Here is a 26,353-nt window from a genome sequence, read left to right as displayed (position 1 = left end):
ACCGGGCGCCCGTACCTGCGGCCGGGCCGCCTCATGGGCCCGGACGGGCCCGGGCCGGGGAACTGTCCGGCGGTGCGAACAGGTAGCCGGTGTACGGACCCGCGTCCCGGGTCTCCGCCAGGAAGACGGGCGGCCCCGAGGGTGCGTACGACGGCCGGGGGCCGCCGCCGGCGACGAGTACGGCCGTGGGGACCCGTCGGGCGGCGTCCCGGAGACCGGCGGGGGTGATGCTTCCGTCGTGCCCGGCGGTCTGGCGTGAGGCGCAGCCCGCGTAGTAGGCGATCGGGACCGCCTGGTCGCCGCTGATCACGCAGGGCGGGCGGATTCCGTGGCGGTGGAGCGCGGCGGCCACGGCCGTGAAGTCCGCGCTGGTGGAATGGCTGCTGGCGGACACCCGGCTCGTCACCTGGAGCTGCACGGCCAGGTGGGCGGTGAGGACGGCGGCGAGCGCGACGACGCGCCACTGCCCCGTGAGCCGTCCGGCGGGCCGGCGCGCCCGGTCGTACAGGCGCACCAGGCACTCCGCCACCGGCAGGGACAGCAGTGCGTAGGCGGGCAGCAGGAAGCGGGGCGCGGCGTACTCGATCAGGAAGAGGTACGGCACCGCCAGCGACACCGCGGTCCCGGTCGCCAGGAGGATCACCGCGGACCGGCCCGTCCGGCGGGCGGCGACCACGCCCGAGACGGCGAGGAACGGCAGCAGGGCCCACCAGACCGTCGTACCGGGCCGCTTCCACCCGATGGTGCAGGGACGGCACAGGGTGCGCCCTTCCAGTGCCTTGGCCTGGTCGTCCACCGCCAGGTTCCAGCCCAGCCCGCCCTGGATCTCGCTGGCCCGGTGCAGCCGGGTGAGCGGCCCTCCGTAGTGCGTGAACGCCTCCAGGATCCACGGCGCGGCGCCCGCGAGCAGCCCGACGGCAAGCGCGGCGAACATCCGCGGTCGCACGACAGTGACCAGCAGCAACGGCAGAGCGAGCCACATCCCGTCGGCCGGCCGCATCAGGACCACGACCGCTGTCGCCGCGCCCGCGCCGAGGAGCTCGGCCCGCCCCGCCCCGCGCAGCACGGCGCGCGCAACCCATCCGGTGGCGGCCAGGGCGCCCAGCGCGCACCAGAGGTTCGGCATGGCCATGGAGCCGTAGAACAGGGTCGGCCAGAGAGTGGCGAACAGGGCTCCCGCGCAGACCAGGACACGGCAGGGCACCAGGGTGCGCCAGACCTGGAAGGCGCCGACGAGCGCGCCGGCCGAGAGCAGGGCGAGGTAGATCCGCAGAGCGGCCGTGGACGCGGTGAGGGCGGCGACCGGAGCGACCAGGTAGGAGATGCCGCGGGCGCGGGGAGCGCTGAAGAACGCGGCCGGGGTGTCGCCTCCGGCCTGGCTGACGTAGACGGTTTCGTCCCAGCCCAGGCCCGACCCCGGTACGACGAAGGCCAGTTGGACGGCGACGCAGACCACCGCGATCACCGCGAGGCAGGGCAGCGACCGCGACGAGGCCCCGGGAGCCGGCTCAGCCGACGCGCGCACCGGGGCAGGGCTCGGGGTCCGTAGTCCGTACATGACCGCTCCTCGGCAGGGCGGTCGGGATGAGCCCTGACCGGGGCCAGCCTGCCCGATCACCGCGTGACGGGACGGCCGGGCGCGCCGTGCCGGCACGAGGCCTTGTCCCTGGGGCCTCCGCCCGGGACCGTGGCCCTGCCCGCTCCCGCGGCTCTAGGACGCCTTGGCCCTGTGTGTCCCGGTGGAGTGTGTGACCCAGGCGGAGCGGACTTCCTTCCAGCAGCGGTCGTCCAGCCGTACGGTCCGGCCCGCGGGGACCTCGACCGGCCTGGAGTCGGCGTCGATGTCCCACCAGCGGGCGCATTCGGTGTGCAGCTGGACGCGGTCGGCGGACGGGTACGGGTTGTGGCAGTACGCGACGACCCGGGAGCCCTTCACCGATGTACGGCATTCGGCGCCGGAGGGCTCGGGGTCGGGCGTGGGCGGCGCTGACGCGCCCGCGGCGCCGACGTACCCCGCCGCGTACAGGCCTGCGGGCACGAGCAGCCCGGCGACGACGGCGGAGGCCACCAGCAGGGATCGGGTTCGGTGACGAGTGCAGCGCACAGCGATCTCCTCCCCTCGGCCTGACCAGAAGTCCGGTTCCTCCACATTCTGCGGTGGATCGACCAGCTTTTCGACCTGAGCGCCGGGAGGCCGGGCGGGGCAAGGAAAACGGCCGCGCACCGCCCCCGGAGGAGGCGGTGCGCGGCCGTGATGCGCGAAAGGGTCAGGCACCCATCATGTGCACGCCACTGTCGACGTGGATGATCTCGCCCGTGGTCCTCGGGAAGAAGTCCGAGAGCAGCGCGACGATGCCGCGGCCCGCCGGCTCCGGGTCCTTCATGTCCCACGCCAGCGGCGCGCGGGTGTTCCACACGTCGGCGAGCTCGCCGAAGCCCGGGATGGACTTGGCCGCCATGGAACCGATCGGTCCGGCCGAGATCAGGTTGCAGCGGATGCCGTCCTTGCCCAGGTCACGGGCGAGGTAGCGGGAGGTCGCCTCCAGGGCGGCCTTCGCCGGACCCATCCAGTCGTACTGCGGCCAGGCGTACTGGGCGTCGAAGGTGAGGCCGACGATCGAGCCACCCTCGCTCATCAGCGGCTTGCACGCCATGGCGAGCGACTTCAGCGAGAACGCCGAGACGTGCATCGCCGTGGCGACCGACTCGAACGGGGTGTTGAGGAAGTTGCCGCCCAGCGCGTCCTGCGGGGCGAACCCGATGGAGTGGACGACGCCGTCGAGCGAGCCGAGCTCGTCGCGCACCAGACCGGCCAGCCGGTCCAGGTGCTCGGCGTTGGTCACGTCCAGCTCGATGACCTTGGCGGGCTTGGGCAGCTTCTTGGCGATGCGCTCGGTCAGCGTGGGCCGCGGAAAGGCGGTCAGGATGATCTCCGCGCCCTGCTCCTGGGCCACCTTGGCGGTGTGGAACGCGATGGACGACTCCATCAGCACCCCGGTGATGAGGATGCGCTTGCCGTCGAGAATTCCGCTCATGGTGATCAGTGACCCATGCCCAATCCGCCGTCAACGGGGATGACGGCTCCAGTGATGTACGACGCGTCGTCGGAGGCGAGGAAGCGCACCGCGGCGGCGATCTCGTCGGGCTGCGCGTAACGGCCCAGCGGCACCTGGGACACGATGCCCTTGCGCTGCTCCTCGGTGAGCGCCTGCGTCATGTCGGTGTCGACGAAACCGGGCGCGACGACGTTGAAAGTGATGTTGCGCGAACCGAGCTCGCGCGCCAGCGACCTGGCGAAACCGACCAGACCCGCCTTGGACGCGGCGTAGTTGGCCTGTCCGGCCGAGCCGAGGAGGCCGACGACGGAGGAGATGAGGACGACGCGGCCCTTCTTGGCGCGCAGCATGGCGCGGTTGGCGCGCTTGACGACCCGGAAGGTGCCGGTGAGGTTGGTGTCGAGTACGGAGGTGAAGTCGTCCTCGGACATCCGCATCAGCAACTGGTCCTTGGTGATACCGGCGTTGGCGACCAGTACCTCCACGCTGCCGTGCTTCTCCTCGATCTCCTTGTAGGCCTGCTCCACCTGCTCGCTGTCGGTGATGTCGCAACGGACCGCGAGGACACCGGCCTCGGTGAGCGCCGCGGGCGGCTCTCCGGAGCGGTAGGTGATCGCGACCTTGTCGCCGTTGTCGGCGAAGGCGCGGGCGATGGCGAGGCCGATGCCCCGGTTTCCTCCGGTGACGAGAACCGAGCGGCTCAACGGATCACCCTTTCGGTAGCGGTCTGGTTACCTCGAAAACCTATCGGTACCGCCCGCTCCACGAGGAATCGGCCCCTGACAGCGCCTTCCCGCAGTCACTGTGGGGTTCCTACAGTGACGGACCCGGTCCGGGCGCCGCGGGGCCATCCCCCGCGCGCGGCCGGGAAATCGGCCGCGACGCCGCTGTGGCCGTGCTTCACTGCCTCGTAATCGATCCGAGGGTATGTGAGAGCAGAGGAGAGGCCGCCCGTGGCCCATGAGGTAGATCAGTCGTTCCTGGCGCTCCCGCTACGGGCGCTCGCCGACGCGGCGCTCGCCCGCGCGCGGGCGCTCGGGGCCGTGCACGCCGACTTCCGCTTCGAGCGGGTGCGCAGCGCCACATGGCGGCTGCGCGACGCCCGGCCGGCCGGGTCGTCGGACACCACCGATCTCGGGTACGCGGTACGGGTGGTGCACGGCGGGGCCTGGGGGTTCGCTTCCGGAGTGGATCTGACCATGGACGCCGCGGCGAAGGTGGCCTCGCAGGCCGTCGCCATGGCGAAGCTGTCGGCGAAGGTGATCGCGGCGGCGGGGTCGGACGAGCGGGTGGAGCTCGCCGACGAGCCCGTGCACGGGGAGCGGAGCTGGGTCTCGGCGTACGAGACCGACCCCTTCGACGTACCCGCGGAGGAGAAGGCGGGGCTGCTCGCCGAGTGGAGCGGCAGGCTCCTGGGGGCGGAGGGCGTCGCGCATGTGGACGCCTCGCTGATGACCGTCCACGAGAACAAGTTCTACGCGGACTCCGCGGGCACGGTCACCACCCAGCAGCGGGTTCGGCTGCATCCGCAGTTCACCGCGGTCGCCGTGGACGCGACGACCGGCGAGTTCGACTCCATGCGCACGATCGCGCCGCCGGCGGGGCGCGGCTGGGAGTACCTGACCGGGACCGGCTGGGACTGGGACACGGAGCTGGAGAGCATTCCGGGGCTGCTGGCCGAGAAGATGCGGGCCCCGAGCGTCGAGGCGGGGACGTACGACCTGGTCGTCGATCCGTCCAATCTGTGGCTGACCATCCATGAGTCGATCGGCCACGCCACGGAGCTCGACCGGGCGCTGGGGTACGAGGCGGCGTACGCCGGGACCTCGTTCGCCACGTTCGACCAGCTGGGCAAGCTGGCGTACGGCTCCCCGGTGATGAACGTGACGGGCGACCGCACCGCCGAACACGGGCTCGCGACGATCGGGTACGACGACGAGGGCGTCGAGGCCCAGTCCTGGGACCTGGTCAAGGACGGGACGCTGGTGGGCTACCAGCTGGACCGCCGGATCGCGAAGCTGACGGGTCTGGGCCGGTCCAACGGGTGCGCGTACGCGGACTCGCCGGGCCATGTCCCCGTACAGCGCATGGCGAACGTGTCGCTCAGGCCGGATCCGGGCGGGCTCTCCACGGAGGACCTGATCGGCGGGGTGGAGCGCGGGATCTACGTGGTCGGCGACCGGTCCTGGTCGATCGACATGCAGCGGTACAACTTCCAGTTCACCGGGCAGCGGTTCTTCCGGATCGAGAACGGGAAGCTCGCCGGGCAGTTGCGCGATGTCGCCTACCAGGCGACGACGACCGACTTCTGGGGCTCCATGGAGAAGGTGGGCGGCCCGCAGACATACGTCCTGGGCGGCGCCTTCAACTGCGGCAAGGCCCAGCCGGGCCAGGTCGCGGCCGTCTCGCACGGTTGCCCCTCCGCCCTCTTCCGGGGCGTGAACATCCTCAACACGACGCAGGAGGCCGGGCGATGAACGGCGACCACGGAACCGGCCGGGGGTCCGGGGGTCGTCCCCCGGGCAGGCACACTCTCAACACGACGCAGGAGGCCGGGCGATGAGCCGCGTCAGCAAGCCGCACGAGATCGTCGAGCGCGCGCTCGCGCTGTCCACCGCCGACGGCTGTGTGGTCATCGCCGACGAGGAGTCGTCGGCCAATCTGCGCTGGGCGGGCAACGCGCTGACGACGAACGGGGTGACCAGGGGCCGCACCCTGACCGTCATCGCCACCGTCGACGGGTCCGAGGGCGCCGCCTGCGGTGTGGTGTCCCGGTCGGCCGTCACCGCGGCGGACCTGGAGCCGCTGGTGCGGGCCGCCGAGGCCGCCGCGCGTGGGGCCGGACCGGCCGAGGACGCGCAGCCGCTGGTCACCGGGGTGCCGGAGTCCCCCGACTTCACGGACGCGCCCGCGGAGACGGGCTCGGACGTCTTCGCGGCGTTCGCGCCCGCGCTCGGCGACGCCTTCGGCCGGGCCCGTTCCGGGGGCCGTGAGCTGTACGGTTTCGCCCATCACGAGATGACCTCGACCTACGTGGGCACGTCGACGGGGCTGCGGCTGCGCCACGACCAGCCGAACGGGACGCTGGAGCTGAACGCCAAGTCGCCGGACCGCTCGCGCTCGGCCTGGGCGGGGCGCTCGACCCGCGACTTCAAGGACGTCGACCCGGCGGAAATGGATGCCGAGCTGGCGCGGCGGCTGGTCTGGGCGGAGCGCCGGATCGAGCTGCCCGCCGGGCGCTACGAGACGCTGCTGCCGCCGACCGCCGTGGCCGACCTGCTGATCTACCAGCTGTGGTCGGCCACCGCACGGGACGCCGTCGAGGGCCGGACGGTGTTCTCCAAGCCGGGCGGCGGGACCCGGCTCGGCGAGAAGCTCTCCCCGCTGCCGCTGACCCTGCGCAGCGACCCGAACGCGCCGGGGCTCGAATCCGCGCCCTTCGTCATCGCGCACTCCTCCGGGGACGGTGCTTCGGTCTTCGACAACGGGCTGCCGCTCGGCCGGACCGACTGGATCGGCGACGGCCGGCTCGACCGGCTGACGACGACCCGGCACACGGCCGGCCAGACCGGGCTTCCGGTGGCCCCGGCGATCGACAACCTGCTGCTGGAGGGTGGTGGTGAGCGGTCCCTGGAGGAGATGGTGGCCGCGACGACCGGCCGCGCACTGCTGCTGACCTGCATGTGGTACATCCGGGAGGTCGACCCGGCGACGCTGCTGCTGACCGGGCTGACCCGCGACGGGGTCTATCTCGTGGAGGACGGCGAGGTGGTCGGTGAGGTGAACAACTTCCGCTTCAACGAGTCGCCCGTGGACCTGCTGTCGCGGGCCACCGAGGCGGGCAGGACGGAGAAGACGCTGCCGCGCGAGTGGGGCGACTGGTTCACCCGGGCCGCGATGCCCGCGCTGCGCATCCCGGACTTCAACATGAGCTCGGTGAGCCGGGGCGTATGACCCGCCTAGACTGGCTGTTGCCTTTCGATACACAGATCGACACACGTAGCTGAGGAGACACGGAACCGTGACGGACATCGTCGACGAGCTGAAGTGGCGCGGGCTGTTCGCCCAGTCCACTGACGAGGACGCCCTGCGCAAGGCTCTCGCGGACGGTCCCGTCACGTTCTATTGCGGCTACGACCCCACCGCGGCGAGTCTGCACGTCGGTCATCTGGTGCAGGTGCTCACCATGCGCCGGCTCCAGCAGGCCGGTCTGCGGCCGCTCGCCCTGGTGGGCGGCGCCACCGGCCAGATCGGTGACCCGCGGCCGACCGCGGAGCGCACGCTGAACGACCCGGAGACGATCGCCGCCTGGGTGGCGCGGCTGCGGTCCCAGATCGAGCCGTTCCTGTCCTTCGAGGGCGAGAACGCCGCGGTCATGGTGAACAACCTGGACTGGACCGCGGGCATGTCCGCGATCGAGTTCCTCCGGGACATCGGCAAGCACTTCCGCGTCAACAAGATGCTCACCAAGGAGTCCATCGCGCGGCGGCTGGAGTCCGACGAGGGCATCAGCTACACCGAGTTCAGCTACCAGCTGCTCCAGAGCATGGACTTCCTGGAGCTGTACCGGCGCCACGGCTGCACCCTCCAGCAGGGCGGCAGCGACCAGTGGGGCAACCTGACCGCGGGTCTCGACCTGATCCACCGCCTGGAGCCGGGCGCCGAGGTGCACGCGCTGGCGACCCCGCTGATGACGAAGGCGGACGGCACCAAGTTCGGCAAGTCGGAGAGCGGCGCCGTCTGGCTCGACGCGGAGATGACCACGCCGTACGCGTTCTACCAGTTCTGGCTGAACGTGGACGACCGCGACGTCTCCCGCTACATGCGCATCCTCAGCTTCCGGAGCATCGACGAGCTGACGGAGCTGGAGCAGGTCACCGAGGAGCGGCCCCAGGCCAGGACGGCGCAGCGCGCGCTGGCCGAGGAACTGACGACGCTGGTGCACGGCGCGGACCAGTGTGCCGCGGTCATCGCCGCGTCGAAGGCGCTGTTCGGCCAGGGCGAGCTCGGCGAGCTGGACGAGGCGACACTGGGTGCCGCTCTCTCCGAGGTGCCGCACGCGCAGGTCGCCGAGCTCGGTCCGCTGGTCGACCTGCTGGTCGAGGTCGGTCTGGCGCCGAGCAAGTCGGGCGCGCGCCGCACCGTGAAGGAGGGCGGCGCCTACGTGAACAACGTGAAGGTCGTCGACGGCGAGGCGGCTCCGTCCCGCGAGGAGCTGCTGCACGGGCGCTGGCTGGTGCTGCGCCGGGGCAAGAAGAACCTCGCGGCGATCGAGGTCACGGCCGGCTGAGCCACGTACGGGAAGCACGACGGCGGGGCACGCGTGATGCGTGCCCCGCCGTCGTGCGTGTGCCTGTGCGTGGCTCAGGTCTTCTGCCTGTTGCCCCGGAGCGAGGTCCACAGCATGTCGCCGACCCCGACGACGACCACGGCTCCGATCAGCTGGAGCAGATGGCGCGTCCAGTCGATGCCCTTGGTGTCGTTGACACCGATCCAGGTGGCGACAGCATTGCCGAGGATGCTGCCGATGATGCCGAAAATGGTCGTCAGCCAGAGTGGGATCTCCTGCTTGCCCGGCAGGATCGCCTTGGCGATCAGACCGAGCACGAAGCCCACGATGATTGCCCACAACCAGCTCATGCCGCCTCCTCGTGCGACGCGGTGTCGCGCATGTCCGCCCAGTCTTGGTCCTGGGCCGGTACGCCGCATGTCGGACAGGTCCGTACGTGCGACGGAGTGGTGGGGTGTACGCATGCGGCGCGCCCCGGTCTCGAACCCGGGGGAGGCCGGGCGTACCGTGGGATCCGGTCCGGTCCGGGGAGCGTCCGGCGCAGGAACGGGGTCTCCCCCAGTTCGTCATGAGCTCGGGGAAGGGTGGTGGAGACGTGTTGGGGAAACAGAGCGGTGCGGAGGTCTTCCGGATCACGGGGGCGCGGCAGGGGCTCGCCGAGGATGTGCGCGGCAGGCAGCGGCGCTACGTGATCTCGATGTCCGTGCGCACGGTTTCGGTGGTCGCGGCCGCGGTCCTGTGGAACGTGGAACGCCATGTGGCGATCGTGGCGCTCGCGTTGGGGGTTCTCCTTCCCTACGTCGCGGTCGTCATCGCCAACGCGGGCCGGGAGAACAGCCCTTCCCTCCCTTCGACCTTCGTGCCCGCCGCCACGCGGCCCGTGCTGGAAGCCGCGCCGACGGCCGGTCCGGCGGAGTCCGGTCCGGAATCCGGACATGCTTTCCGAAGCCCGGATCCACAGGGGCACGGCTGAGCCCGGGGCGGTCCCAAGCTCAAGAAAAGCTCAGATCAATCATGAAGTTCCAGTGCACCGCAGGCCGGTCTGCGTGACATACTTCGTGAGCGCTCCGCATCCCCCGTCGGAGCGACGGACCGACGCCGGGCAGCTCCCCCCGTGGCTGCTCGGCGTCGCCATTTCTCCGGCGGGGATGCCGCAGGATCCGCGCTCCCGCTCACGCTCTAGGGTTGAGTCCGTGAACTCCCCCGGATCCGATTCCGCCGTCCCGTCCGCGAACGCCGCCACCGCGCCCGTCTGCTCGGCCAAGGGCTGTCGCGCCGATGCCGTATGGGTGCTCGCCTGGAACAACCCGAAGCTGCACACTCCGGAGCGCCGCAAGACCTGGCTGGCCTGTGACGACCACCGGGAACATCTTTCGTCGTTCCTGGGCGTCCGGGGTTTCCTGAAGGACGTGGTGACCCTGACGGAGTGGGAGTCGCGGGACTCGCCGCCGGCGTGACGGCCGACGGTCCCGCAGTTCCTGGCGTGACAGCCCTCAGCCGCCGATCGCCGACATCGGGCGGTCGGGCTGGAGGAACGTCGGGTCGTCGAGACCGGAACCGGCCTTCTTGCCCCACATCGCGACCTTCCAGAGCCGGGCGATCTCCTCGTCCGGGGCCTCGGAGCGCAGGGCGCCGCGCAGGTCGGTCTCCTCGCGGGCGAACAGGCAGGTGCGGACCTGCCCGTCGGCGGTGAGCCGGGTGCGGTCGCAGGCCCGGCAGAACGGCCGGGTGACGGAGGCGATGACGCCGACCCGGTGGGGGCCGCCGTCCACGAGCCAGCGCTCGGCCGGGGCGGAGCCGCGCTCGCCGTCCTCCTCGGCGGTGAGGTCGAAGCGGGTGCGCAGCGACTCGAGGATGTCGCCTGCCGTGATCATGCCGTCGCGCTTCCAGCCGTGCTGGGCGTCGAGCGGCATCTGCTCGATGAAGCGGAGCTCGTAGCCGTTGTCCACGGCCCAGGCGAGGAGGTCGGGTGCTTCGTCGTCGTTGAGCCCCGGCATCAGGACGGTGTTGACCTTGACGGGGGTGAGCCCGGCCTCGCGGGCGGCTTCCAGTCCGGCCAGCACGTCGTGGTGGCGGTCGCGGCGGGTGAGGGTCTTGAACGCCTCGGGGCGCAGGGTGTCCAGGGAGACGTTGACCCGGTCAAGGCCTGCGGCCCTGAGCGCGGCGGCGGTCCGCTTCAGCCCGATGCCGTTGGTCGTCAGCGACATCCTGGGGCGGGGCTCCAGGGCCGCGCACTGCTCGACGATGGAGACGAGTCCGGGGCGCAGCAGCGGCTCTCCGCCGGTGAAGCGGACCTCGGTGATGCCGAGCCGGGTGACGGCGATGCGGACGAGCCGGACGATCTCGTCGTCGCTCAGCAGGTCGGGCTTGGCGAGCCACTGCAGGCCTTCTTCGGGCATGCAGTAGGTGCAGCGCAGATTGCAGCGGTCGGTGAGCGATACACGCAGGTCGGTGGCGACCCGGTCGTAGGTGTCGATGAGCACGGTGGGCCCCCTCCCCCGGTGACTTCCCGGTTGCGGATTCTGACTCTTCCGAGACTACGCGAGCCCAGTGACAACGGAGGGGCCCGTTTGACACGAGGAGCGGCGCGGCCGCGTCGTAGGACTCTACGACGCGGCCGCGCGAAGGAAGGGTGCGGGCACCCGTCCCGTGTGTGAACTTCTGCTCTCAGTGGGCTCCGATGCCGGTGAGGGACTTGACCTCCAGCTCGGCGTACTTGCCCTTGTCGGGCTCCTCCTTGGACAGGAGGGAGCCGATCCAGCCGAGCAGGAAGCCCAGCGGGATGGAGATCAGGCCCGGGTTCTCCAGCGGGAACCAGGCGAAGTCGACGCCCTTGAACATCGAGGTCTTCGCGTTCCCGGAGACGACCGGCGAGAACAGCACCAGGATCACCGAGCTGGCGAGGCCGCCGTAGATGGACCACAGCGCACCCTGGGTGGTGAAGCGCTTCCAGAAGAGGCTGTAGAGGAGCGTCGGCAGGTTGGCCGAGGCGGCGACGGCGAAGGCGAGCGCCACCAGACCGGCGACGTTCATGTCGCGGGCGAAGGCGCCCAGGACGATCGCCGCAGCGCCGATGAAGACGGTGGCCCAGCGCGCGGCCTTCATCTCCTCCTTCTCGGTGGCCTTCCCCTTGCGGATGACGTTGGCGTAGATGTCGTGCGCGAAGGACGACGAGGAGGCGAGGGTGAGTCCCGCGACGACGGCGAGGATGGTGGCGAAGGCGACGGCGGAGATCACGGCGAGCATGATCGCGCCGCCGGTGGTGCCGACGCCGCCGAGGTATTCGGCGAGCTGCGGGGCGGCCGCGTTGCCCGCCGGGTTCTTCGCCTTGATCTCGTCCGGGCCGATGAGGGCCGCGGCGCCGAATCCGAGGGCGATCGTCATCAGGTAGAAGGCGCCGATGATGCCGATGGCCCAGTTGACCGACTTACGGGCGGCCTTGGCGGTCGGCACCGTGTAGAAGCGGATCAGGATGTGCGGCAGGCCGGCGGTGCCCAGCACCAGGGCGATGCCGAGGGAGAGGAAGTCCAGCTTCGAGGTGCCGGTGGCCCCGTACTTGAGTCCGGGCTCCAGGAACGAGGCTCCGTGGCCGCTCTTCTCGGCGGCCGTGCCCAGCAGGTCGGAGACGTTGAAGTCGAACTTCCACAGCACCATGAAGGTCATCAGGATGGCGCCCGCGATGAGGAGCACGGCCTTGACCATCTGGACCCAGGTGGTGCCCTTCATGCCGCCGATGGTGACGTAGACGATCATCAGTACGCCGACCAGCGCAACGATGAGGATCTTTCCGGCGTCACTCGTGATGCCGAGGAGCAGCGAGACCAGAACTCCCGCGCCCGCCATCTGTGCCAGCAGGTAGAAGATCGACACGACGATGGTGGAGACACCCGCGGCGGTGCGGACCGGGCGCTGGCGCATCCGGTAGGCGAGGACGTCGCCCATGGTGTAGCGGCCTGAGTTGCGCAGCGGTTCGGCGACCAGCAGCAGCGCCACCAGCCAGGCGACGAGGAAGCCGATCGAGTAGAGGAAGCCGTCGTAGCCGAACAGGGCGATGGCTCCGGCGATGCCGAGGAACGAGGCGGCGGACATGTAGTCGCCGGAGACCGCGAGGCCGTTCTGGAAGGCGGTGAACTGGCGGCCGCCCGCGTAGAAGTCGGAGGCGCTCTTGGTCTGGCGGCCGGCCCAGACGGTGATGCCGAGGGTCGCGGCGACGAAGACCGCGAAGAGGGAGATGATCAGCGGCCGGTGCTCGCTGGTGGACGAGGCGGCGAGCGTCACGACGGTGTGGGAGTGGTACGCGGCGCTCATGCGTCGGCCTCCATACGGGACTTGATGGCCTCGGCCTTCGGGTCGAGCTTCGCGTTGGCGTGCCGCGAGTAGAACCAGGCGATGAGGAAGGTGGTGAGGAACTGGGCGAGTCCGAAGACGAAGGCCACGTTGAAGTTGCTGTACACCTTGGTGCCCATGAAGCCGCCGGCGTAGTTGGAGAGCAGCACGTACAGCAGGTACCAGAGGACGAAGGCGATGGTCAGCGGAAAGGCGAACGAGCGGTACGAGCGGCGGAGTTCGCCGAATTCCTGGCTCGCCTGCTCCGCGACGAACGCCTCGGTCGTGGGCTGGGCGGGGCCGGTCTCCGTACTGCCCTCGGGCGGCGGTGCATCGGTAGCCACGGAATCTCCTCGCGACGCGGGTGCGGTGGTGGTGGGGACGGTGGATTTCACTGGGGACCTCGATATCGGGGAGTGATGTACGCCTCCCCTGACAACGGCACGCAGCGCGCGGCGAAGCGGTTCACCCGGGTTTCCGGCGGCCCCGTGTCACCCCTTCGGGCGCTCCGGCCGCAATCGGTTCTCCCGAACTCATTGATGAGCCGGGATGATCAGCGATAGCTTCACTGGTCATGTACGCGACTGGACACACCCCGTGTCCGTCGACTGACACGGATGAAGTGGAGACCCCATGGCTCATCTGGGATCCAGACGGAAGCGCGCACTGACGCTGCCCGTCGGATTGGCCCTCACCGCATCGCTCGGCTTCCTGCCGACGGGGACCGCCTCCGCCGCCCCGGCGCAGGAGACGCCCTCGGCGGCGGTGTCGGCGGACGGTCCGAAGCTGTCGTACGTGGTCAACACCCGCGGGGGTCAGGGCACCGTCAAGCAGGTGCGCAAGGCCGTCGAGCGGGCCGGCGGCACGGTGGTGATCGCCTACGACCGGATCGGGGTCATCGTCGCCCACTCGCAGAACCCGCAGTTCGCGCAGTCGATGCGCCGGGTCAGGGGTGTCGACTCGGCCGGCGCCACGCGTACCAACCCGATCGTTCCGCAGGCCACGAAGGACATCGGGGTCGAGCAGCCGCTGACCGCGCAGCAGGAGCGGACCGCGGCGGCGCAGGCCACGGCGGACCAGGACCCCATGGAGCCCCTGCAGTGGGACCTGCCCGCCATCAAGGCGGACCAGGCGCACAAGAGGTCGCTGGGCAGCTCGAAGGTCACGGTCGCCGTCATCGACACGGGTGTCGACGACACCCATCCGGACCTCGCCGCCAACTTCGACCGCGCCGCCTCGGCGAACTGCGTGTCCGGCGCCCCGGACACCACGGAGGGCGCCTGGCGTCCGAAGGCCGGTGAGAGCGATCACGGCACGCATGTCGCGGGCACCATCGCCGCCGCGAAGAACGGCATCGGGGTGACCGGGGTCGCGCCGGGCGTGAAGGTGTCCGGCATCAAGGTGGGCAACCCGGACGGCTTCTTCTACACCGAGGCCGTCGTCTGCGGCTTCATGTGGGCGGCCGAGCACGGCGTGGACGTCACCAACAACAGCTATTACACCGACCCGTGGATGTACAACTGCAAGGACGACCCGGACCAGGGCGCACTGGTCGAGGCCGTCGCCCGGGCCACCCGGTACGCCGAGCGCAAGGGCGCGGTCAACGTCGCCGCGGCCGGCAACTCGGCCGAGGACCTTGCGGCCGACACGATCGAGGACGCGTCGAGCCCGAACGACACCACGCCCGTCACCCGGACCCTCGACCCGAAGGTGTGCCTCGACATCCCGACGATGCTGCCGGGTGTCGTGACGGTCTCGGCGACGGGGGCGAAGGGGCTGAAGGCCTCGTACTCGAACTACGGCGACGGCGTCATCGACGTGGCCGCGCCGGGCGGGGACTCGACGGTCTACCAGACGCCCGCGCCGCCGGCGACGAGCGGTCTGATCCTGTCCACGCTGCCCGGCGGGAAGTACGGCTACAAGGCCGGTACGTCGATGGCCTCCCCGCACGTCGCGGGCGTCGTGGCCCTGATCAAGTCGAGGCACCCGTACGCGTCGGCCGCCGCCGTCAAGGCCCTGCTGACGCTGGAGGCCGACGCCACGGCGTGCGGTGAACCGTACGACATCAACGGTGACGGCAAGATCGACGCGGTCTGCGAGGGCGGCAAGAACCGCAACGGCTTCTACGGGGCCGGAGTGGTCGACGCACTGGACGCGGTGCGCTGGTAGAGGGTGTGTGAGGGGCCGGCACGTGCACCTTCCGGGCCGGCCCCGGTACCGGTCCGTGCCCCTTTTCGGTCCGCCCCTGTTCCCGCCTGGCACTCAGTGCCATAGTGCGGAGATGAAGATCATCCCCGACTCCGCCACCGGGCAGGCCTGGGCCGCCCTCGGCGGTGCCCCCGCGCTTCTCTCCCTGATCGGGACCACCGGGCCGGATGGGCTGCTTCCCGCGCGGCTGCCCGTGCGGGAGCTGGCCCGCGCCGCGGTCGGGGTCTGTTCCCTGGCCGCCGCGGAGCTTGCGGCCCGCCGCACCGGCGGGCCCGTTCCCGCGGTCCGGATCGATGACGGCGCGGTGGCCACCGCGTTCGTCAGCGAGCGCCATCTGCGGATCGACGGCCGCGCGCCGGCCAACTTCGCCCCGCTCTCCCGCTTCTGGCGCACAGCCGACGGCTGGATCCGTACACACGCCAACTACGCGCACCACCGCGCCCGGCTGCTGGGCACGCTGGGGCTGCCCGCGGACACCGCCGACGACCTGGCCGTCGATGCCGTGGCCGCGTCCTTCGCCGGTCGGCGGGCGGCCGAGATCGAGCAGACGGTGTACGCGGCGGGCGGGCTGGCCGTGGCTGCCAGGACGCCCGCACAATGGGCGGCCGACCCGCGCCGCGTGGCGCTCTCCGGTGTGCCGCTGGTGCAGCGGGAACGGCTGGACGCCGCCCCGGTGCGGCGGACGGCCGCCCTCGCCGGCACTCCGCTGCGGCCCGCGGCCGGACTGCGCGTCCTGGACCTCACCCGGGTCACCGCGGGGCCGGTCGCCACCCGTACGCTCGCGCTGCTCGGCGCCGACGTCCTGCGGATCGACGCCCCGCAGCTCCCGGAGAGCCAGGACGCGCACAGCGACACGGGGTTCGGGAAGCGGTCGGTGAGCATCGACCTGGCCAGCGGCGCCGGCCGCGAGGTCTTCGACGGGCTGCTCGCCGGGGCGGACGTGGTCGTCACCGGGTACCGGCCCGGTGCGCTCGACACGTTCGGCCTCGCGCCGCAGTCCCTCGCCGCGCGCAGGCCGGGTCTGGTGATCGGACGGCTCTCGGCCTGGGGGAAGGGCCCGTGGGCCGGTCAGCGCGGCTTCGACAGCGTGATGCAGGCCGCCACCGGCATCGCCGTGACCGAGGCCGGACCGGGAGATCCCGACGGTCCGCCGGGTGCGCTGCCCGCCCAGGCGCTGGACCACGGCACCGGCTATCTGCTGGCCGCGGCGGTACTGCGGGCGCTGACCGAGCAGCACGACGAGGGCGGTACACGGCTGGCCACCCTCTCACTCGCCCGTACCGCTGCCTGGCTGACCGACGAGATCCCGGCCCCGCCGGACCGTACGGCACCCGAGGACCACGACCCGCGGAAGTGGCTCACCGAGACCGACAGCACGCTGGGCCGCCTGCGTCACGCGTTGCCGCCGGTCGCCTTCGACGGGGCACCCGCCGACTGGTCGCGCCCGCCCGGACCGCTGGGGGCGGACGCGGCCGTCTGGCTCACGGCTTGATGAGGACCTTCAGCGCCGTGCGCTCGTCCATCGCCTTGTAGCCGGCCGGCACCTCGTCGAGGCCGACCGCCAGGTCGAAGACGGGCGACGGGTCGATGGTGCCGGACAGCACGTCGGGGAGCAGCTCCGGAATGTACGTGCGTACGGGGGCGACGCCGCCGCGCAGGGCGATGTTGCGGTCGAACATGATGCCGAGGTCCAGTCCGGTGCCGCTGCCGTGCGGCACTCCGACGTAGCCGATGGAGCCGCCGTCGCGGGTGATGCCGACGGCGGTGCGCATCGACTGCTCGGTGCCGACGGCCTCGATGACCGCCTGGGCGCCCTCGCCGCCGAGCAGTTCCCGTACCGCCTCGACGGCCGCGTCGCCGCGCTCGGCGACGACGTCGGTGGCGCCGAAGTCGCGGGCGATGTCCGTGCGGACCCGGTGGCGGCCGAGCGCGATGATCCGCTCGGCGCCGAGCCGCTTGGCGGCCATGACGCCGCACAGCCCGACGGCTCCGTCGCCGACGACGGCGACCGTGGAACCCCGCTTCACGCCCGCGCCGACAGCGGCGTGGTGGCCGGTGCCGAGGACGTCGGAGAGGGCCAGGAGCGCGGTGAGCAGGTGGTCGTCGGAGGCCGCGGCGGCGGGAAGCCTGACCAGCGTGCCGTCGGCGAACGGGACGCGCACGGCCTCGCCCTGCCCGCCGTCGGAGCCGACCGAACCCCAGAAGCCGCCCTGCGGGCAGGACGTGGTCAGCCCTTCGGCGCAGTAGGCGCAGGTGCCGTCGGACCAGACGAAGGGCGCGACGACGAGGTCGCCGACGGCGAAGCCGTTGACCTCGGAGCCCGCCTCCTCGACGATCCCCAGGAACTCGTGGCCGATGCGCTGGCCGGGCCGGCGGGCGGACTCGCCGCGGTAGGCCCACAGGTCGCTGCCGCAGATACAGGCCCGCAGGACCCGCAGCACCACGTCGGTGGGCTGCTGGATCACCGGGTCCGGGACCTCCTGCACGCGGATGTCGTGGGGGGCGTGAATGACGGTGGCGCGCATGCGTGGGGGTCCTTGCTGATCTCAGATGCTGATACTCCGCTCACGGTACGCCCCGAGGACCGCACCGGCTCCTTTCGCCCCCGGCGCGAGCACGCCGACGGTGAGCAGGAACTGCGCCGCGACGTAGGTGAGCATGACCCAGAAGCCGGGGGCGGGCAGCTGCGGCCAGTCGGCGATGCCGGTGGCGATCAGTGCGTCGGAGAGCAGGAAGAGCGCGCCACCGGTGGCGGCGTACCGGCCGAGGACGCCGGAGCGGTAGGCCATGGCGGTCAGCAGCAGGCTGTAGCCGGCCATCGGGACCCGCAGCCCGGCCGGCAGCCCGTCCCAGATGAGCGTGACGAAGACCGTCAGGACGACCGCGTACCCGATCCCGGGAAGCAGCGCGCCCCGGGCCCGTCCGAAGAGCCGCAGATAGCAGAGGTGGCCCGCCGCGAAGCCGCCCATCCCGACGAGGAAGGCGAGGTCGGCGTCGAACAGCAGGAACACGTCGCCGATCCAGCCGCAGAGCAGGGCGGCGATCAGCAGCCGGGGCCCGCGCCGGGCGGCGGCGTACGCGGCGAGGAGCGGCATCAGCAGCGGCTTGGCCACCAGATGGGGGGCGGCGAGGCCGGTGAGGACACCGGCGAGGTCGACGGCGCAGGCGACGAGGAAGGCGGCGAGCAGGGGGCGTACCCAGCGCTCCCGCCGGTCCGCGAGCGGGGCGGCGCTCATCCGGTGCGCTCCCGGGCCGGGGCGGCGGGGGCCTCGGCCGGGCGCGCCACCGCCGGGGCCGGCTGCCACCCGGGCCCGCGGAAGACCCGCCCGGCCCGCTCGCCCCAGCTGCCCGCGGCGCGCACGTCGCGGGCGATGGCTGCGTACTCGTGGGTGGCGACCCGCAGCGGGTTGTAGGTCTCGATGTTCTTGGTGAGCCCGAACACGGGCCGTTCCGTCTCCACGGTGAAGGACCCGAACCACCGGTCCCACACGATGAGGATGCCGCCGAAGTTCCGGTCGAGGTAGCCGCCCTGGGAGGCGTGGTGCACGCGGTGGTGGGAGGGCGTGTTCAGCACGTACTCGAAGGGCCGGGGCAGCTTGTCGACGCGCTCGGTGTGCACCCAGAACTGGTAGACGAGGTTGGCCGACGAGCAGAAGGCGAGCGCCGCCGGGTGGACGCCGCACGCGATGAGCGGAAGGTAGAAGGGCCAGGAGGTCAGCGAGGTCCAGGGCTGGCGCAGCGCGGTGGAGAGGTTGAACTTCCGGCTGGAGTGGTGGACCACGTGGCAGGCCCAGAGGATCCGGATGACGTGGTGCCCGCGGTGGGACCAGTAGTAGAAGAAGTCCTGCCCGAGCAGCATCAGCGGGACGGTCCACCACAGGAGCGGGATGCTGAGCGGGGTCAGTTCGTACACCGCGGTGTAGATCGCCACGATGGGCACTTTCCACAGCAGGTCGAAGGCCAGACTGCCCAGCCCCATGGAGATGCTGGTGGTGGCGTCCTTCGCCTCGTAACCGGCGGCGTCCTCGTCGGGGTGGAAGTGGTGGAGCGCCATTTCCAGAACGGTGAGCAGGACGAAGGCCGGTATGGACCAGAGCACTACATCGGGCAGGTTCGTCGGCATGCCTGCACCGTAGAGCCGCAGGTCGGCCCCCGACTAGACGTTGTTACCAACAAGTATGCGAGACGTGCTGTCAGCGGCCTTTGGCACCTTCCAACAGGACGGGCCGGTCGCTCCTACACCCCCGCCGCCCCCAGCAGCTCCCCCGCCGCGTACGTCACGGCCATCGCCACCGCTCCCCCGCCCATGTTCCGCAGCACCGCCGGGCCCACCGCCGCGTCGCCCAGCCGGGCGCTCCACCAGCCCGTCAGGGCCAGTGCCGCGAGCACCGACAGCACTGTGACGAGCAGCCGCAGCGACGACGGCGGCAGCACGATCGCCATCAGCGGCAGCAGCGCGCCCACCGTGAACGCGAGGAAGCTGGCGCCCGCCGCGTGCCAGGGGTTCGTCAGGTCGTCCGGGTCGATGCCCAGCTCGACCTCGGCGTGGGCGCGCAGGGCGTCGCGTTCGGTGAGCTGGACGGCGGCCTCGCGGGCCACCTCCCGGCTGAGCCCCTTGCCCTCCAACAGGCCGGTGAGCTCGGCGAGTTCCGCCTCCGGGGTCTCCTTCAGCTCCTGCTTCTCCGTGGCCAGCGCGGCCTTCTCCGAGTCCCGCTGGGTGGAGACGGACACGTACTCGCCCGCCGCCATCGACATGGACCCGGCCAGCAGCCCGGCCAGCCCCGCCGTCAGCAGGGTGCCGCGGTCACCGGTCGCGCCCGCGACGCCGACGACGAGGCCCGCGGTGGAGACCACGCCGTCGTTGGCCCCGAGCACCGCGGCGCGCAGCCAGTTCAGCCGCGCGCCGAGGCCGTTGCCGTGCGGTTCGTGGTGCGCCTGGGTATCCGTCACCCGGGGATGGTCTCACTCCGCGGCGTCACCAGACGCGTACCGACCCACCCGGGGCGAAGGCGGGGCTCGTGGCGTCGGCGGGGACCTCCTTCAGGGGTTCGGCGATCTCCTGGACCGTCGGGCCCACGGAGGCGGCGATACGGTCCAGCGCCGGCAGGTCGAACCCGTAGACGCGGGCCGCGTTGCCGCCGGTCATGGCGGCGACCTCCGCGGGCGGCAGTCCCGCGTACGCGATCCGCAGCCCTTCCCGTGAGTACGGGGCGGTGCCCTCGTCGTGCGGGTAGTCGCTGCCCCACATGATCTTGTCGAGGCCGATCCGGTCGCGCAGCGGCACTTCGTGCGGGCGCATGAAGCTGGCGCCGACGAAGCAGTTGTCGCGCCAGACCTCGCTCGGGCGTGCGCCCATCGAGGCCGACAGCCCCGCACCGAACTTGGACTCGGCGGTGGCCGCGCGGGTCGCCGCCGCGACCAGCCGGCCGTGGTAGTAGTCGAGCATCTCCACGATGCCCGGGATCCAGCCGGAGCCCTGTTCGGTGAGGACCAGCTTGAGCGCCGGGTGGCGGCGGAACGCGCCGCCGAAGATCAGGTGCCACAGCGCCCGGTGCGAGAACCAGGTCGTCTCGACCATGAAGACCGCGCGGGCCGCCGGTTCGTCGCCGAGCGGCGGGGAAGCGGAGCCGCCGTGATGGTTGACGGGTACGTCCAGCTCCGCGCAGACCGACCAGAGCGGGTCGTAGACCGCGGAGTACAGCTCCGGGATGCCGGAGCCGGGCGGCGTGCCGGGCAGCAGGATGCCGCCGGTGAGACCCGCCTCCTTGGTGCGCCGGACCTCGCGGACCGCCTCGGCCGGGTCGTTGAGGAGGATCTGGGCGACGCCCGCCCGCCGGCCCGGTGCGGCGGCGCAGAAGTCGGCGAGCCAGCGGTTGTGGGCGCGCAGGCCCGCCCAGCGCTGTTCGTACTCCTGGCGGGAGGGCGCCGGGGCCATCAGGGAGGCGGAGGGGAAGAAGGGCGGGATGGTGTTGGGGAAGACGACTTCCGCGACGATGCCGTCCGCCTCCAGGTCGGCGAGGCGGCGGTCCGAGTTCCAGTTGCGGTCCGCGGTGTCGGCGACCAGGTCCTCGTACGGGTTGACGTAGGTGGCCGCCCAGGCGTCGAAGTCGTCGTGGTGCTTCGACTCCAGGTACGGCTTGTAGTCGAGCAGGTCGGCGCCCGCGTGGCAGTCGGCGGAGATGACGGTGTAGCGGTCCGTCATGACGCCCCCAGGACGGGGAAGTCGTGGTCGGTCAGCCAGTGCCGGCCGACCTCGCGCGAGCGGGCCCAGGACGCTTCGACCGCGCTCTGGTCGGCGCTCTGGCCCAGGTCGGCGGGGGTGGGGCCGATGCGTGCGGCCAGCGGGGCGAGCTTGTCCGTGTCGAAGCCGAAGACCTCGGCGGCTGCCAGGCCCAGCATCACGCGGGTCTCGGCGACGGGGATGTCGTGGAAGGTGTTGCGCAGCCAGTTCGCGGTGTCGGGCCAGGTGCCCTCGGGGTGCGGGAAGTCGCTGCCCCACAGGATATTGCCGACGCCGATCTCGTACCGCTGGGCGAGTTCGCGGCGTTTGGTGTTGGTGGCGCAGATGAACACCTGCCGGTCGAGGTACTCGTGCGGCGGGCGCTTCAGTTCGGCGAACGGGGAGAGCTTCTTGCCGCCGTGGGCGCCGAGGTAGAGCCGGTCCATGAACCACAGGAGGTTCGGGAGCCACCAGCAGCCGGACTCCGCGACGCCGAACTTCAGCCCGGGGTGCCGTTCGAAGGCGCCCGACCAGAGGAGGAACCAGAGCGGGCGGGACGGCCACCAGGTGACCTCGGAGACGTAGATCCCGAGGTGGTCGCCGTACTCGTGGCGCGGGGCCGCGCCGGAGTGGGTGACGACCGGCATCCCGGTCTCCGCGGCGGCCGCCCACACCGGGTCGTAACGACGGTCGTGGTAGGGGGCCTTGTCCACCCACATGGAGGGGATCATCAGGGCGCCGAGGCCGGACTCCTTGGCCCGGTGGATCTCGGCGACGACCCGGTCGACCTCGCCGGTGACGGGCAGCAGGGCGACACCGCAGTGGCGTTCGGGATGCTGCGAGACGAACTCGGCGAGCCAGCGGTTGTGGGCCTGCGCCCCGGCCATGCCCAGCTCGGGGTCCTGGTCGCCGGAGAGGCCGAGGCCGACCCCGAAGGGGGCCGCGGTGCGGCTGTCGACGGCGTCCGCGTCGGGGAAGACGACCTCGGCCGCGACGCCGTCGCCGTCGAGCTCCTTGAGCCGCTGGGCGGCGTCCCAGCCGCCCCTGAGGCCTTCCTCGTTGTCGTGGAACCACTTGTCGGCGAATGCCTCGTTGCGCACGCCGAGGCGGGTCATCTCCTCGCGGCGGCGGTCGCGGCCGGCCAGGAAGTCGTCGAACTCGCGGTGGAAGCGGCTGTCCAGATAGGGCCGGTACTCCTCGGTGGGGAGCCCGGCGTGGCAGTCGGAGGAGATGATCAGGTACGGGTCGTCGTGGGTCATCGCTGGGTCCTGTCCCCTCAGTCGAGTATGAAGTTCTCCAGGTAGGACGGGTTGGACCGCTCCAGCATCGACTGCGACCTGGCGCGGATCTGCCGGTCGCTGTGCTCGCTGTCGGGCAGCATCCAGAAGCGGTCGGCACGGATCCCGTCCACCACGGTGGCGGCCACGTCCTCCACGGGCGTGAACTCCACCTCGTGGCCGCCCGCCTTCATGGCCTTCTCCCACTGGTCGAGGCTTCTGTACGGGGTCCGGCGCGGGCGTTCCTTGGCGTACCGGTCGGGCCGGTTGCGGTGCGACTCCCACAGCCCGGTGCGCAGCATGTGCGGGCCGGGGAAGAGGACCGAGGCTCCGACCGCCGCGCCCTCCGCCCTCAGGTGCGCGTACAGCGACTCGGTCATCGTGACGACGGCGGACTTGGTGACCGCGTACACGGACGCGGTGGGCAGCGGGGCGATCCCGCCGTCGCCGGACGAGGTGTTGACGACGTGGCCGGGGTCACCGCCGGCCAGCATGCGCGGCAGGAAGGCCTGGATGCCGTGGAACACGCCCCACACGTTGACGGCGAAGGCCCATTTCCAGTCGTTGGGCTCGTGCTCCCACATCCGGCCCTCGGCCCCGGAGCCGACCCCGGCGTTGTTGCACAGCACGTGCACGGCCCCGAAGGCCTCGTACGCAGCCTCGGCCAGGGCCTGTACGGAGTCGCGCTCGCTGACGTCCACGGGCCGGGCCAGCACCTGTGCGCCCTCCGCGCGCAGTTCCCCGGCCGCCTTGCCGAGCGCGCCCTCCTCCACGTCGGCGAGGACGACCCTCAGCCCCTCGGCCGCGAACCTCCGGGCCATCGCGAGTCCGATGCCGCTCGCGGCACCGGTGACGACGGCGACCTGCCCTTCCCGAAGCCTCATCGGACGCTCCCTCGCGGCGGGCCGTCGTGGATCTGCTGCGGGTCGTCGTAGCGCTGGTGGATGTACGGCAGGAGCGCGTCGGCGCTCACCCGCTCGACGGCGCGGCCCTGCTGGTCGCTGGTCTTCTCGCCGATGGTGAGGTCGAGGACGCGCAGGACGGGCAGGTCGGCGACCGGGTCGTACATGGACTCGCGCAGCACCACGTCGCCGGTGATCCGCTCCAGCCGGCGGACCTTCTCGTGGCGGGTGCAGTGGATCAGGACGGGGTCGGCGTCGAAGCCCTCGCCGTCCACCGCGGGCAGGAACTTGAAGTAGAAGTCGAGTTTGGTGGCCGGTCCGGGCAGCGGGAGCGGCTCGCCGACCGCGCCGCGGATCTCGACGAAGGCGATGCCGTGGCGGGCGAGCGAGGCGTGCACGAGGAGCCCATCGCGCTCCACGCTGACCTCGCCGAGCTTCTTCGGCTCGCCGAACACCTCGCGGCCGCCGGTCAGGGCCCGCTCGTGGGTCATCGGCATGACCAGCGGGTACCAGCCCTCGTGCCCGTCATGGACGGCGGCGACCGCGACGGAGCCCGCGCCGAGCGGATACCCGGGCAGGTCGACCTTGCTGATGTTCGCCCGGACGAGCGGGCGCGCCGAGGGTTTCAGGGGCGGTGGGAGGACCGCGGCCACCGCGTCCGGGTCGCTCTCCCAGACGGCGGCGACGCCGGTGGACCAGATGTCGGGGAGCCGTGAGCGGGCCTCGCGGGCCGCAGCGATCTCGGCCTCGGTGCGCGCGCCGTACCGTACACGTGCCATGCGGTGCCACCCTTCTCGGTTGTCCGTGCCGGGTTCTGTAACACAGTTACACCGGAGGTCGCGAAGGGTAAATAGCCGTGCGTGTAACGGAGTTCTGGAGACCGGAGGAGCCGTGACTCGATCGTCGCTGACGCGTGAGGAGGTCCTCGCGACCGCCGCGGGACTCGTACGGCGGCACGGTCCGCAGAGCCTCACCATGCGCAAGCTGGCCGCCGAGCTGGGCACGGCCGTCACGTCGATCTACTGGCACGTCGGCAACCGCGAGTCGCTGCTGGACGCCCTGGTCGAGCGCACCGTCCAGGAGATGGGCACCCTCCGCCCCACCGGCCGGACCCCGGCCGCACGGATCGTCTCCGTGGCCCGCGGGCTGCGCCGGGAGCTGCGTGCCCGGCCCCATCTGATCGCCATGGTCCACGAACGGGGACTGACGGAACGCATGTTCCTGCCGGCCCAGCAGGCGCTCGCCCACGAGGTGCACGCCGCCGGGCTGCGCGGCGCCCGCGCGGCGGACGCGGTGCGGGCGGTGCAGTTCCACACCGTCGGCTTCCTGCTCGTCGAGCGCAACCGGGAACGGTCCCCCGTGCAGTCGCCCGCCGAGGGCGATCTGTGGAGCGCGTCGACGGCCGGCGAAGACCCGGCACTGGCCAGGGCGCTGGCCCGGCCGGCCGACCAGGACCGGCTGTTCGTGACGTCCGTACGGGCTCTGGTGGACGGGCTGCTCATCGGCGTCGGCGCCTTGGGGGTGACGGCCGAATAGGGGACTGTCGGTGTCGGCCCGTATTCTCTGTGACCATGCTCGACGACCGCCAGACCGCAGCACCGTGGCCGACCGCCTACCCGCAGGGGTACGCGGTCGTCGACGTGGAGACCACCGGCCTCGCACGGGACGACCGGATCATCTCCGCCGCCGTCTACCGCCTGGACGCCCGGGGCAACGTCGAGGACCACTGGTACAGCCTCGTCAACCCGGAGCGCGATCCCGGCCCGGTCTGGATCCACGGGCTGACGAGCGATGTCCTGGAAGGCGCCCCGCTCTTCCCCGAGGTGGCCGCGGAGCTCTCCGAGCGGCTCGCCGACCGTGTGCTCGTCGCGCACAACGCCGCCTTCGACTGGTCGATGCTGGCCCGGGAGTACGCACGGGCCGCGGTGATCGCGCCCGTCCAGCAACGGCTGTGCACCATCGCGCTGGCCAAGGAACTGCGGCTGCCCCTGCCCAACCACAAGCTGGAGTCGCTGGCCGCGCACTTCGGCGTGGTGCAGGAGCGCGCGCACCACGCCCTGGACGACGCCCGGGTGCTCGCCGAGGCGTTCCGCCCCAGCCTGCACGCGGCGGCGCGGGACGGCATGCGGCTGCCGCTGCTGGAGTGCCGGCCGCTGACCGAGTGGTCGGACTCCCCCGTCACCCCGCGGATCGGCTACCAGCCCTCGTACGGGGCGCAGAACAGCTGGCGTCCCTCGCGCAAGCGCCCGGCCTGCCCGTATCCGAACCCGGGACGGTACGAAAAGGAGAAACCTCTCATGCAGGGCATGCGGGTGGCTTTCTCGGGCGACACCTCGGTCGACCGCGAGCTCCTGGAGGACCGGGCCGTGGAGGCGGGGCTGCATGTGGCGACGAGCGTCTCCCGGCTGACGAGCCTGCTGGTCACCAACGACCCGGACGCGGCGACCTCGAAGACGGTGAAGGCGAAGTCGTTCGGCACGCCGATCGTGGACGAGAGCGCCTTCACCCACCTCCTGCGGGACGTGGCCGCGTCCGCCACGGTGCCGGCGCCGACGCCGTCATCGGAGTGAACCGGGGGCGACTCGCCCGCCCGCCGCTCGCCCGTCGCCGCCCGGCGTCCCACCCTGTGGCGCATGGCACGTTGCGAGGTATGCGGAAACGACTACGGGATGTCCTTCGAGGTGCACGCGCAGGGCGCGGTGCATGTCTTCGACTGCTTCTCCTGCGCCATCCACCGCATGGCGCCCATCTGTGAGCACTGCCGGGTCCAGGTCATCGGCCAGGGTGTCGAGGTCGACGGACACTGGTTCTGCGGCGGCCACTGCGCCCGCGCGGAGGGGAAGGTGGGCATCGTCGACAAGGTCTGAACGCCTGGGGTCTTCCGTTCGGATCATGCCGGGCTCGCGGGCCCCGGCACGCGCGTCTGCGGCGTTGCCGTCGGTCGCCCGTGCTCCGCGGTGACTCCATCCTCCGCTGTGCAGCCGCACGCACCGGGCCCGCTCCCTGATCCGGCCTGATCCAAACGAAAGACCCCGGCGCCGCACTCCCGCCCCCACCCCTCCGCGATGCGCCCC

General features: G+C 71.6%; 26 protein-coding genes. 10 read left to right on the top strand and 16 right to left on the bottom strand.

What is annotated here, in order from left to right; all coding sequences use genetic code 11:
* Positions 1–31 precede the first annotated feature (31 nt).
* From ACIQMX_RS23355 to fabG, 4 genes are all read right to left on the bottom strand, one after another.
* Positions 32–1,558, bottom strand: a complete 1,527-nt coding sequence (locus ACIQMX_RS23355) for a hypothetical protein (RefSeq protein WP_402480719.1) — start codon at positions 1,556–1,558, stop codon at positions 32–34.
* Positions 1,559–1,711: 153 nt separating this feature from the next.
* Positions 1,712–2,104, bottom strand: a complete 393-nt coding sequence (locus ACIQMX_RS23350; RefSeq protein ID WP_402480717.1) for a hypothetical protein — start codon at positions 2,102–2,104, stop codon at positions 1,712–1,714.
* A gap of 163 nt (positions 2,105–2,267) precedes the next feature.
* Positions 2,268–3,035: an enoyl-ACP reductase FabI gene (gene fabI / locus ACIQMX_RS23345; RefSeq protein ID WP_148016005.1), complete on the bottom strand. Its 768-nt coding sequence runs from the start codon at positions 3,033–3,035 to the stop codon at positions 2,268–2,270.
* A gap of 5 nt (positions 3,036–3,040) precedes the next feature.
* Positions 3,041–3,760, bottom strand: coding sequence for a 3-oxoacyl-[acyl-carrier-protein] reductase (fabG, locus tag ACIQMX_RS23340; protein ID WP_363077573.1), 720 nt, complete (start codon positions 3,758–3,760; stop codon positions 3,041–3,043).
* A gap of 249 nt (positions 3,761–4,009) precedes the next feature.
* Between fabG and ACIQMX_RS23335 the strand changes: the two genes are divergently transcribed.
* The 3 genes from ACIQMX_RS23335 (at position 4,010) to tyrS (ending at position 8,346) form a co-directional block, all read left to right on the top strand.
* On the top strand, positions 4,010–5,533 hold the full coding sequence (locus tag ACIQMX_RS23335) for a TldD/PmbA family protein (protein ID WP_402480714.1): 1,524 nt from the start codon (positions 4,010–4,012) through the stop codon (positions 5,531–5,533).
* A gap of 82 nt (positions 5,534–5,615) precedes the next feature.
* Entirely contained in the window at positions 5,616–7,010 is a 1,395-nt protein-coding gene (locus ACIQMX_RS23330) for a metallopeptidase TldD-related protein (protein WP_363077569.1), read from the top strand.
* A gap of 67 nt (positions 7,011–7,077) precedes the next feature.
* On the top strand, positions 7,078–8,346 hold the full coding sequence (gene tyrS, locus ACIQMX_RS23325) for a tyrosine--tRNA ligase (RefSeq protein ID WP_363077567.1): 1,269 nt from the start codon (positions 7,078–7,080) through the stop codon (positions 8,344–8,346).
* A 74-nt stretch (positions 8,347–8,420) separates the two neighbouring features.
* Here the strand turns inward: tyrS and ACIQMX_RS23320 are convergent, their stop codons facing one another.
* Entirely contained in the window at positions 8,421–8,696 is a 276-nt protein-coding gene (locus ACIQMX_RS23320) for a GlsB/YeaQ/YmgE family stress response membrane protein (protein WP_363077565.1), read from the bottom strand.
* Positions 8,697–8,941: 245 nt separating this feature from the next.
* Here ACIQMX_RS23320 and ACIQMX_RS23315 point away from each other — a divergent pair, with 245 nt between their 5' ends.
* Both ACIQMX_RS23315 and ACIQMX_RS23310 read left to right on the top strand, forming a co-directional pair.
* Positions 8,942–9,319 carry a DUF3099 domain-containing protein gene (locus ACIQMX_RS23315; RefSeq protein ID WP_363077563.1) on the top strand — a complete coding sequence of 126 codons (378 nt, stop codon included), beginning with the start codon at positions 8,942–8,944 and terminating at the stop codon, positions 9,317–9,319.
* A 220-nt stretch (positions 9,320–9,539) separates the two neighbouring features.
* Positions 9,540–9,803: a hypothetical protein gene (locus ACIQMX_RS23310; RefSeq protein WP_363077561.1), complete on the top strand. Its 264-nt coding sequence runs from the start codon at positions 9,540–9,542 to the stop codon at positions 9,801–9,803.
* Positions 9,804–9,839: 36 nt separating this feature from the next.
* Here ACIQMX_RS23310 and moaA read toward each other — a convergent pair whose 3' ends face one another.
* From moaA to ACIQMX_RS23295, 3 genes are all read right to left on the bottom strand, one after another.
* Positions 9,840–10,829, bottom strand: coding sequence for a GTP 3',8-cyclase MoaA (moaA, locus tag ACIQMX_RS23305; protein WP_363077559.1), 990 nt, complete (start codon positions 10,827–10,829; stop codon positions 9,840–9,842).
* Between the two features lie 184 nt (positions 10,830–11,013).
* Positions 11,014–12,654 carry a cation acetate symporter gene (locus ACIQMX_RS23300; RefSeq protein WP_363077557.1) on the bottom strand — a complete coding sequence of 547 codons (1,641 nt, stop codon included), beginning with the start codon at positions 12,652–12,654 and terminating at the stop codon, positions 11,014–11,016.
* Positions 12,651–13,016, bottom strand: a complete 366-nt coding sequence (locus ACIQMX_RS23295) for a DUF485 domain-containing protein (protein WP_148015995.1) — start codon at positions 13,014–13,016, stop codon at positions 12,651–12,653. The genes ACIQMX_RS23300 and ACIQMX_RS23295 overlap by 4 nt, the downstream gene beginning before the upstream one ends.
* A gap of 289 nt (positions 13,017–13,305) precedes the next feature.
* Here ACIQMX_RS23295 and ACIQMX_RS23290 point away from each other — a divergent pair, with 289 nt between their 5' ends.
* A complete protein-coding gene (locus ACIQMX_RS23290) occupies positions 13,306–14,841 on the top strand; it encodes a S8 family serine peptidase (RefSeq protein WP_363077555.1) in 1,536 nt (511 codons plus the stop codon).
* 112 nt (positions 14,842–14,953) lie between these two features.
* Entirely contained in the window at positions 14,954–16,372 is a 1,419-nt protein-coding gene (locus ACIQMX_RS23285; protein WP_363077553.1) for a CoA transferase, read from the top strand.
* On the opposite strand, the gene ACIQMX_RS23280 is transcribed toward ACIQMX_RS23285, so the two are convergent.
* The 8 genes from ACIQMX_RS23280 to ACIQMX_RS23245 all read right to left on the bottom strand — a co-directional run bounded on the left by ACIQMX_RS23280 (position 16,362) and on the right by ACIQMX_RS23245 (position 24,058).
* The gene (locus ACIQMX_RS23280) at positions 16,362–17,405 is read right to left on the bottom strand and encodes a zinc-dependent alcohol dehydrogenase family protein (protein ID WP_363077551.1); all 1,044 of its coding nucleotides are present in this window, start codon (positions 17,403–17,405) and stop codon (positions 16,362–16,364) included. The two genes, ACIQMX_RS23285 and ACIQMX_RS23280, sit on opposite strands and share 11 nt — an antisense overlap.
* 21 nt (positions 17,406–17,426) lie before the next feature.
* A complete protein-coding gene (locus ACIQMX_RS23275; RefSeq protein ID WP_363077549.1) occupies positions 17,427–18,116 on the bottom strand; it encodes a lysoplasmalogenase in 690 nt (229 codons plus the stop codon).
* Positions 18,113–19,003, bottom strand: coding sequence for a sterol desaturase family protein (locus ACIQMX_RS23270; RefSeq protein WP_402480705.1), 891 nt, complete (start codon positions 19,001–19,003; stop codon positions 18,113–18,115). The genes ACIQMX_RS23275 and ACIQMX_RS23270 overlap by 4 nt, the downstream gene beginning before the upstream one ends.
* A gap of 113 nt (positions 19,004–19,116) precedes the next feature.
* Positions 19,117–19,830 carry a VIT family protein gene (locus ACIQMX_RS23265; protein WP_402480703.1) on the bottom strand — a complete coding sequence of 238 codons (714 nt, stop codon included), beginning with the start codon at positions 19,828–19,830 and terminating at the stop codon, positions 19,117–19,119.
* 25 nt (positions 19,831–19,855) lie between these two features.
* The gene (locus ACIQMX_RS23260) at positions 19,856–21,082 is read right to left on the bottom strand and encodes an amidohydrolase family protein (protein WP_363077541.1); all 1,227 of its coding nucleotides are present in this window, start codon (positions 21,080–21,082) and stop codon (positions 19,856–19,858) included.
* Positions 21,079–22,359, bottom strand: a complete 1,281-nt coding sequence (locus ACIQMX_RS23255; RefSeq protein ID WP_363077539.1) for an amidohydrolase family protein — start codon at positions 22,357–22,359, stop codon at positions 21,079–21,081. Before ACIQMX_RS23255 ends, ACIQMX_RS23260 begins: the two co-directional genes overlap by 4 nt.
* A gap of 17 nt (positions 22,360–22,376) precedes the next feature.
* Complete coding sequence (locus ACIQMX_RS23250) at positions 22,377–23,261, bottom strand: SDR family NAD(P)-dependent oxidoreductase (RefSeq protein WP_363077537.1); 885 nt, start codon at positions 23,259–23,261, stop codon at positions 22,377–22,379.
* Positions 23,258–24,058: an acetoacetate decarboxylase family protein gene (locus tag ACIQMX_RS23245; protein ID WP_363077535.1), complete on the bottom strand. Its 801-nt coding sequence runs from the start codon at positions 24,056–24,058 to the stop codon at positions 23,258–23,260. Before ACIQMX_RS23245 ends, ACIQMX_RS23250 begins: the two co-directional genes overlap by 4 nt.
* A gap of 112 nt (positions 24,059–24,170) precedes the next feature.
* On the opposite strand from ACIQMX_RS23245, the gene ACIQMX_RS23240 reads away from it, so the two are divergent.
* The 3 genes from ACIQMX_RS23240 (at position 24,171) to ACIQMX_RS23230 (ending at position 26,146) form a co-directional block, all read left to right on the top strand.
* Positions 24,171–24,815, top strand: coding sequence for a TetR/AcrR family transcriptional regulator (locus tag ACIQMX_RS23240; protein ID WP_402480698.1), 645 nt, complete (start codon positions 24,171–24,173; stop codon positions 24,813–24,815).
* Positions 24,816–24,844: 29 nt separating this feature from the next.
* Positions 24,845–25,849 (top strand): DEDDh family exonuclease, encoded by a 1,005-nt coding sequence (locus tag ACIQMX_RS23235; protein ID WP_363077531.1) that lies wholly within the window; start codon positions 24,845–24,847, stop codon positions 25,847–25,849.
* Positions 25,850–25,912: 63 nt separating this feature from the next.
* The gene (locus ACIQMX_RS23230) at positions 25,913–26,146 is read left to right on the top strand and encodes a hypothetical protein (RefSeq protein WP_136330261.1); all 234 of its coding nucleotides are present in this window, start codon (positions 25,913–25,915) and stop codon (positions 26,144–26,146) included.
* The last annotated feature ends 207 nt before the right edge of the window (positions 26,147–26,353 follow it).

The organism is Streptomyces sp. NPDC091416 (assembly GCF_044756845.1).
Taxonomy (GTDB): Bacteria; Actinomycetota; Actinomycetes; order Streptomycetales; family Streptomycetaceae; genus Streptomyces.
Note: the sequence above shows the minus strand (reverse complement) of the source record. Positions and strands in the feature narration are given on the sequence as shown.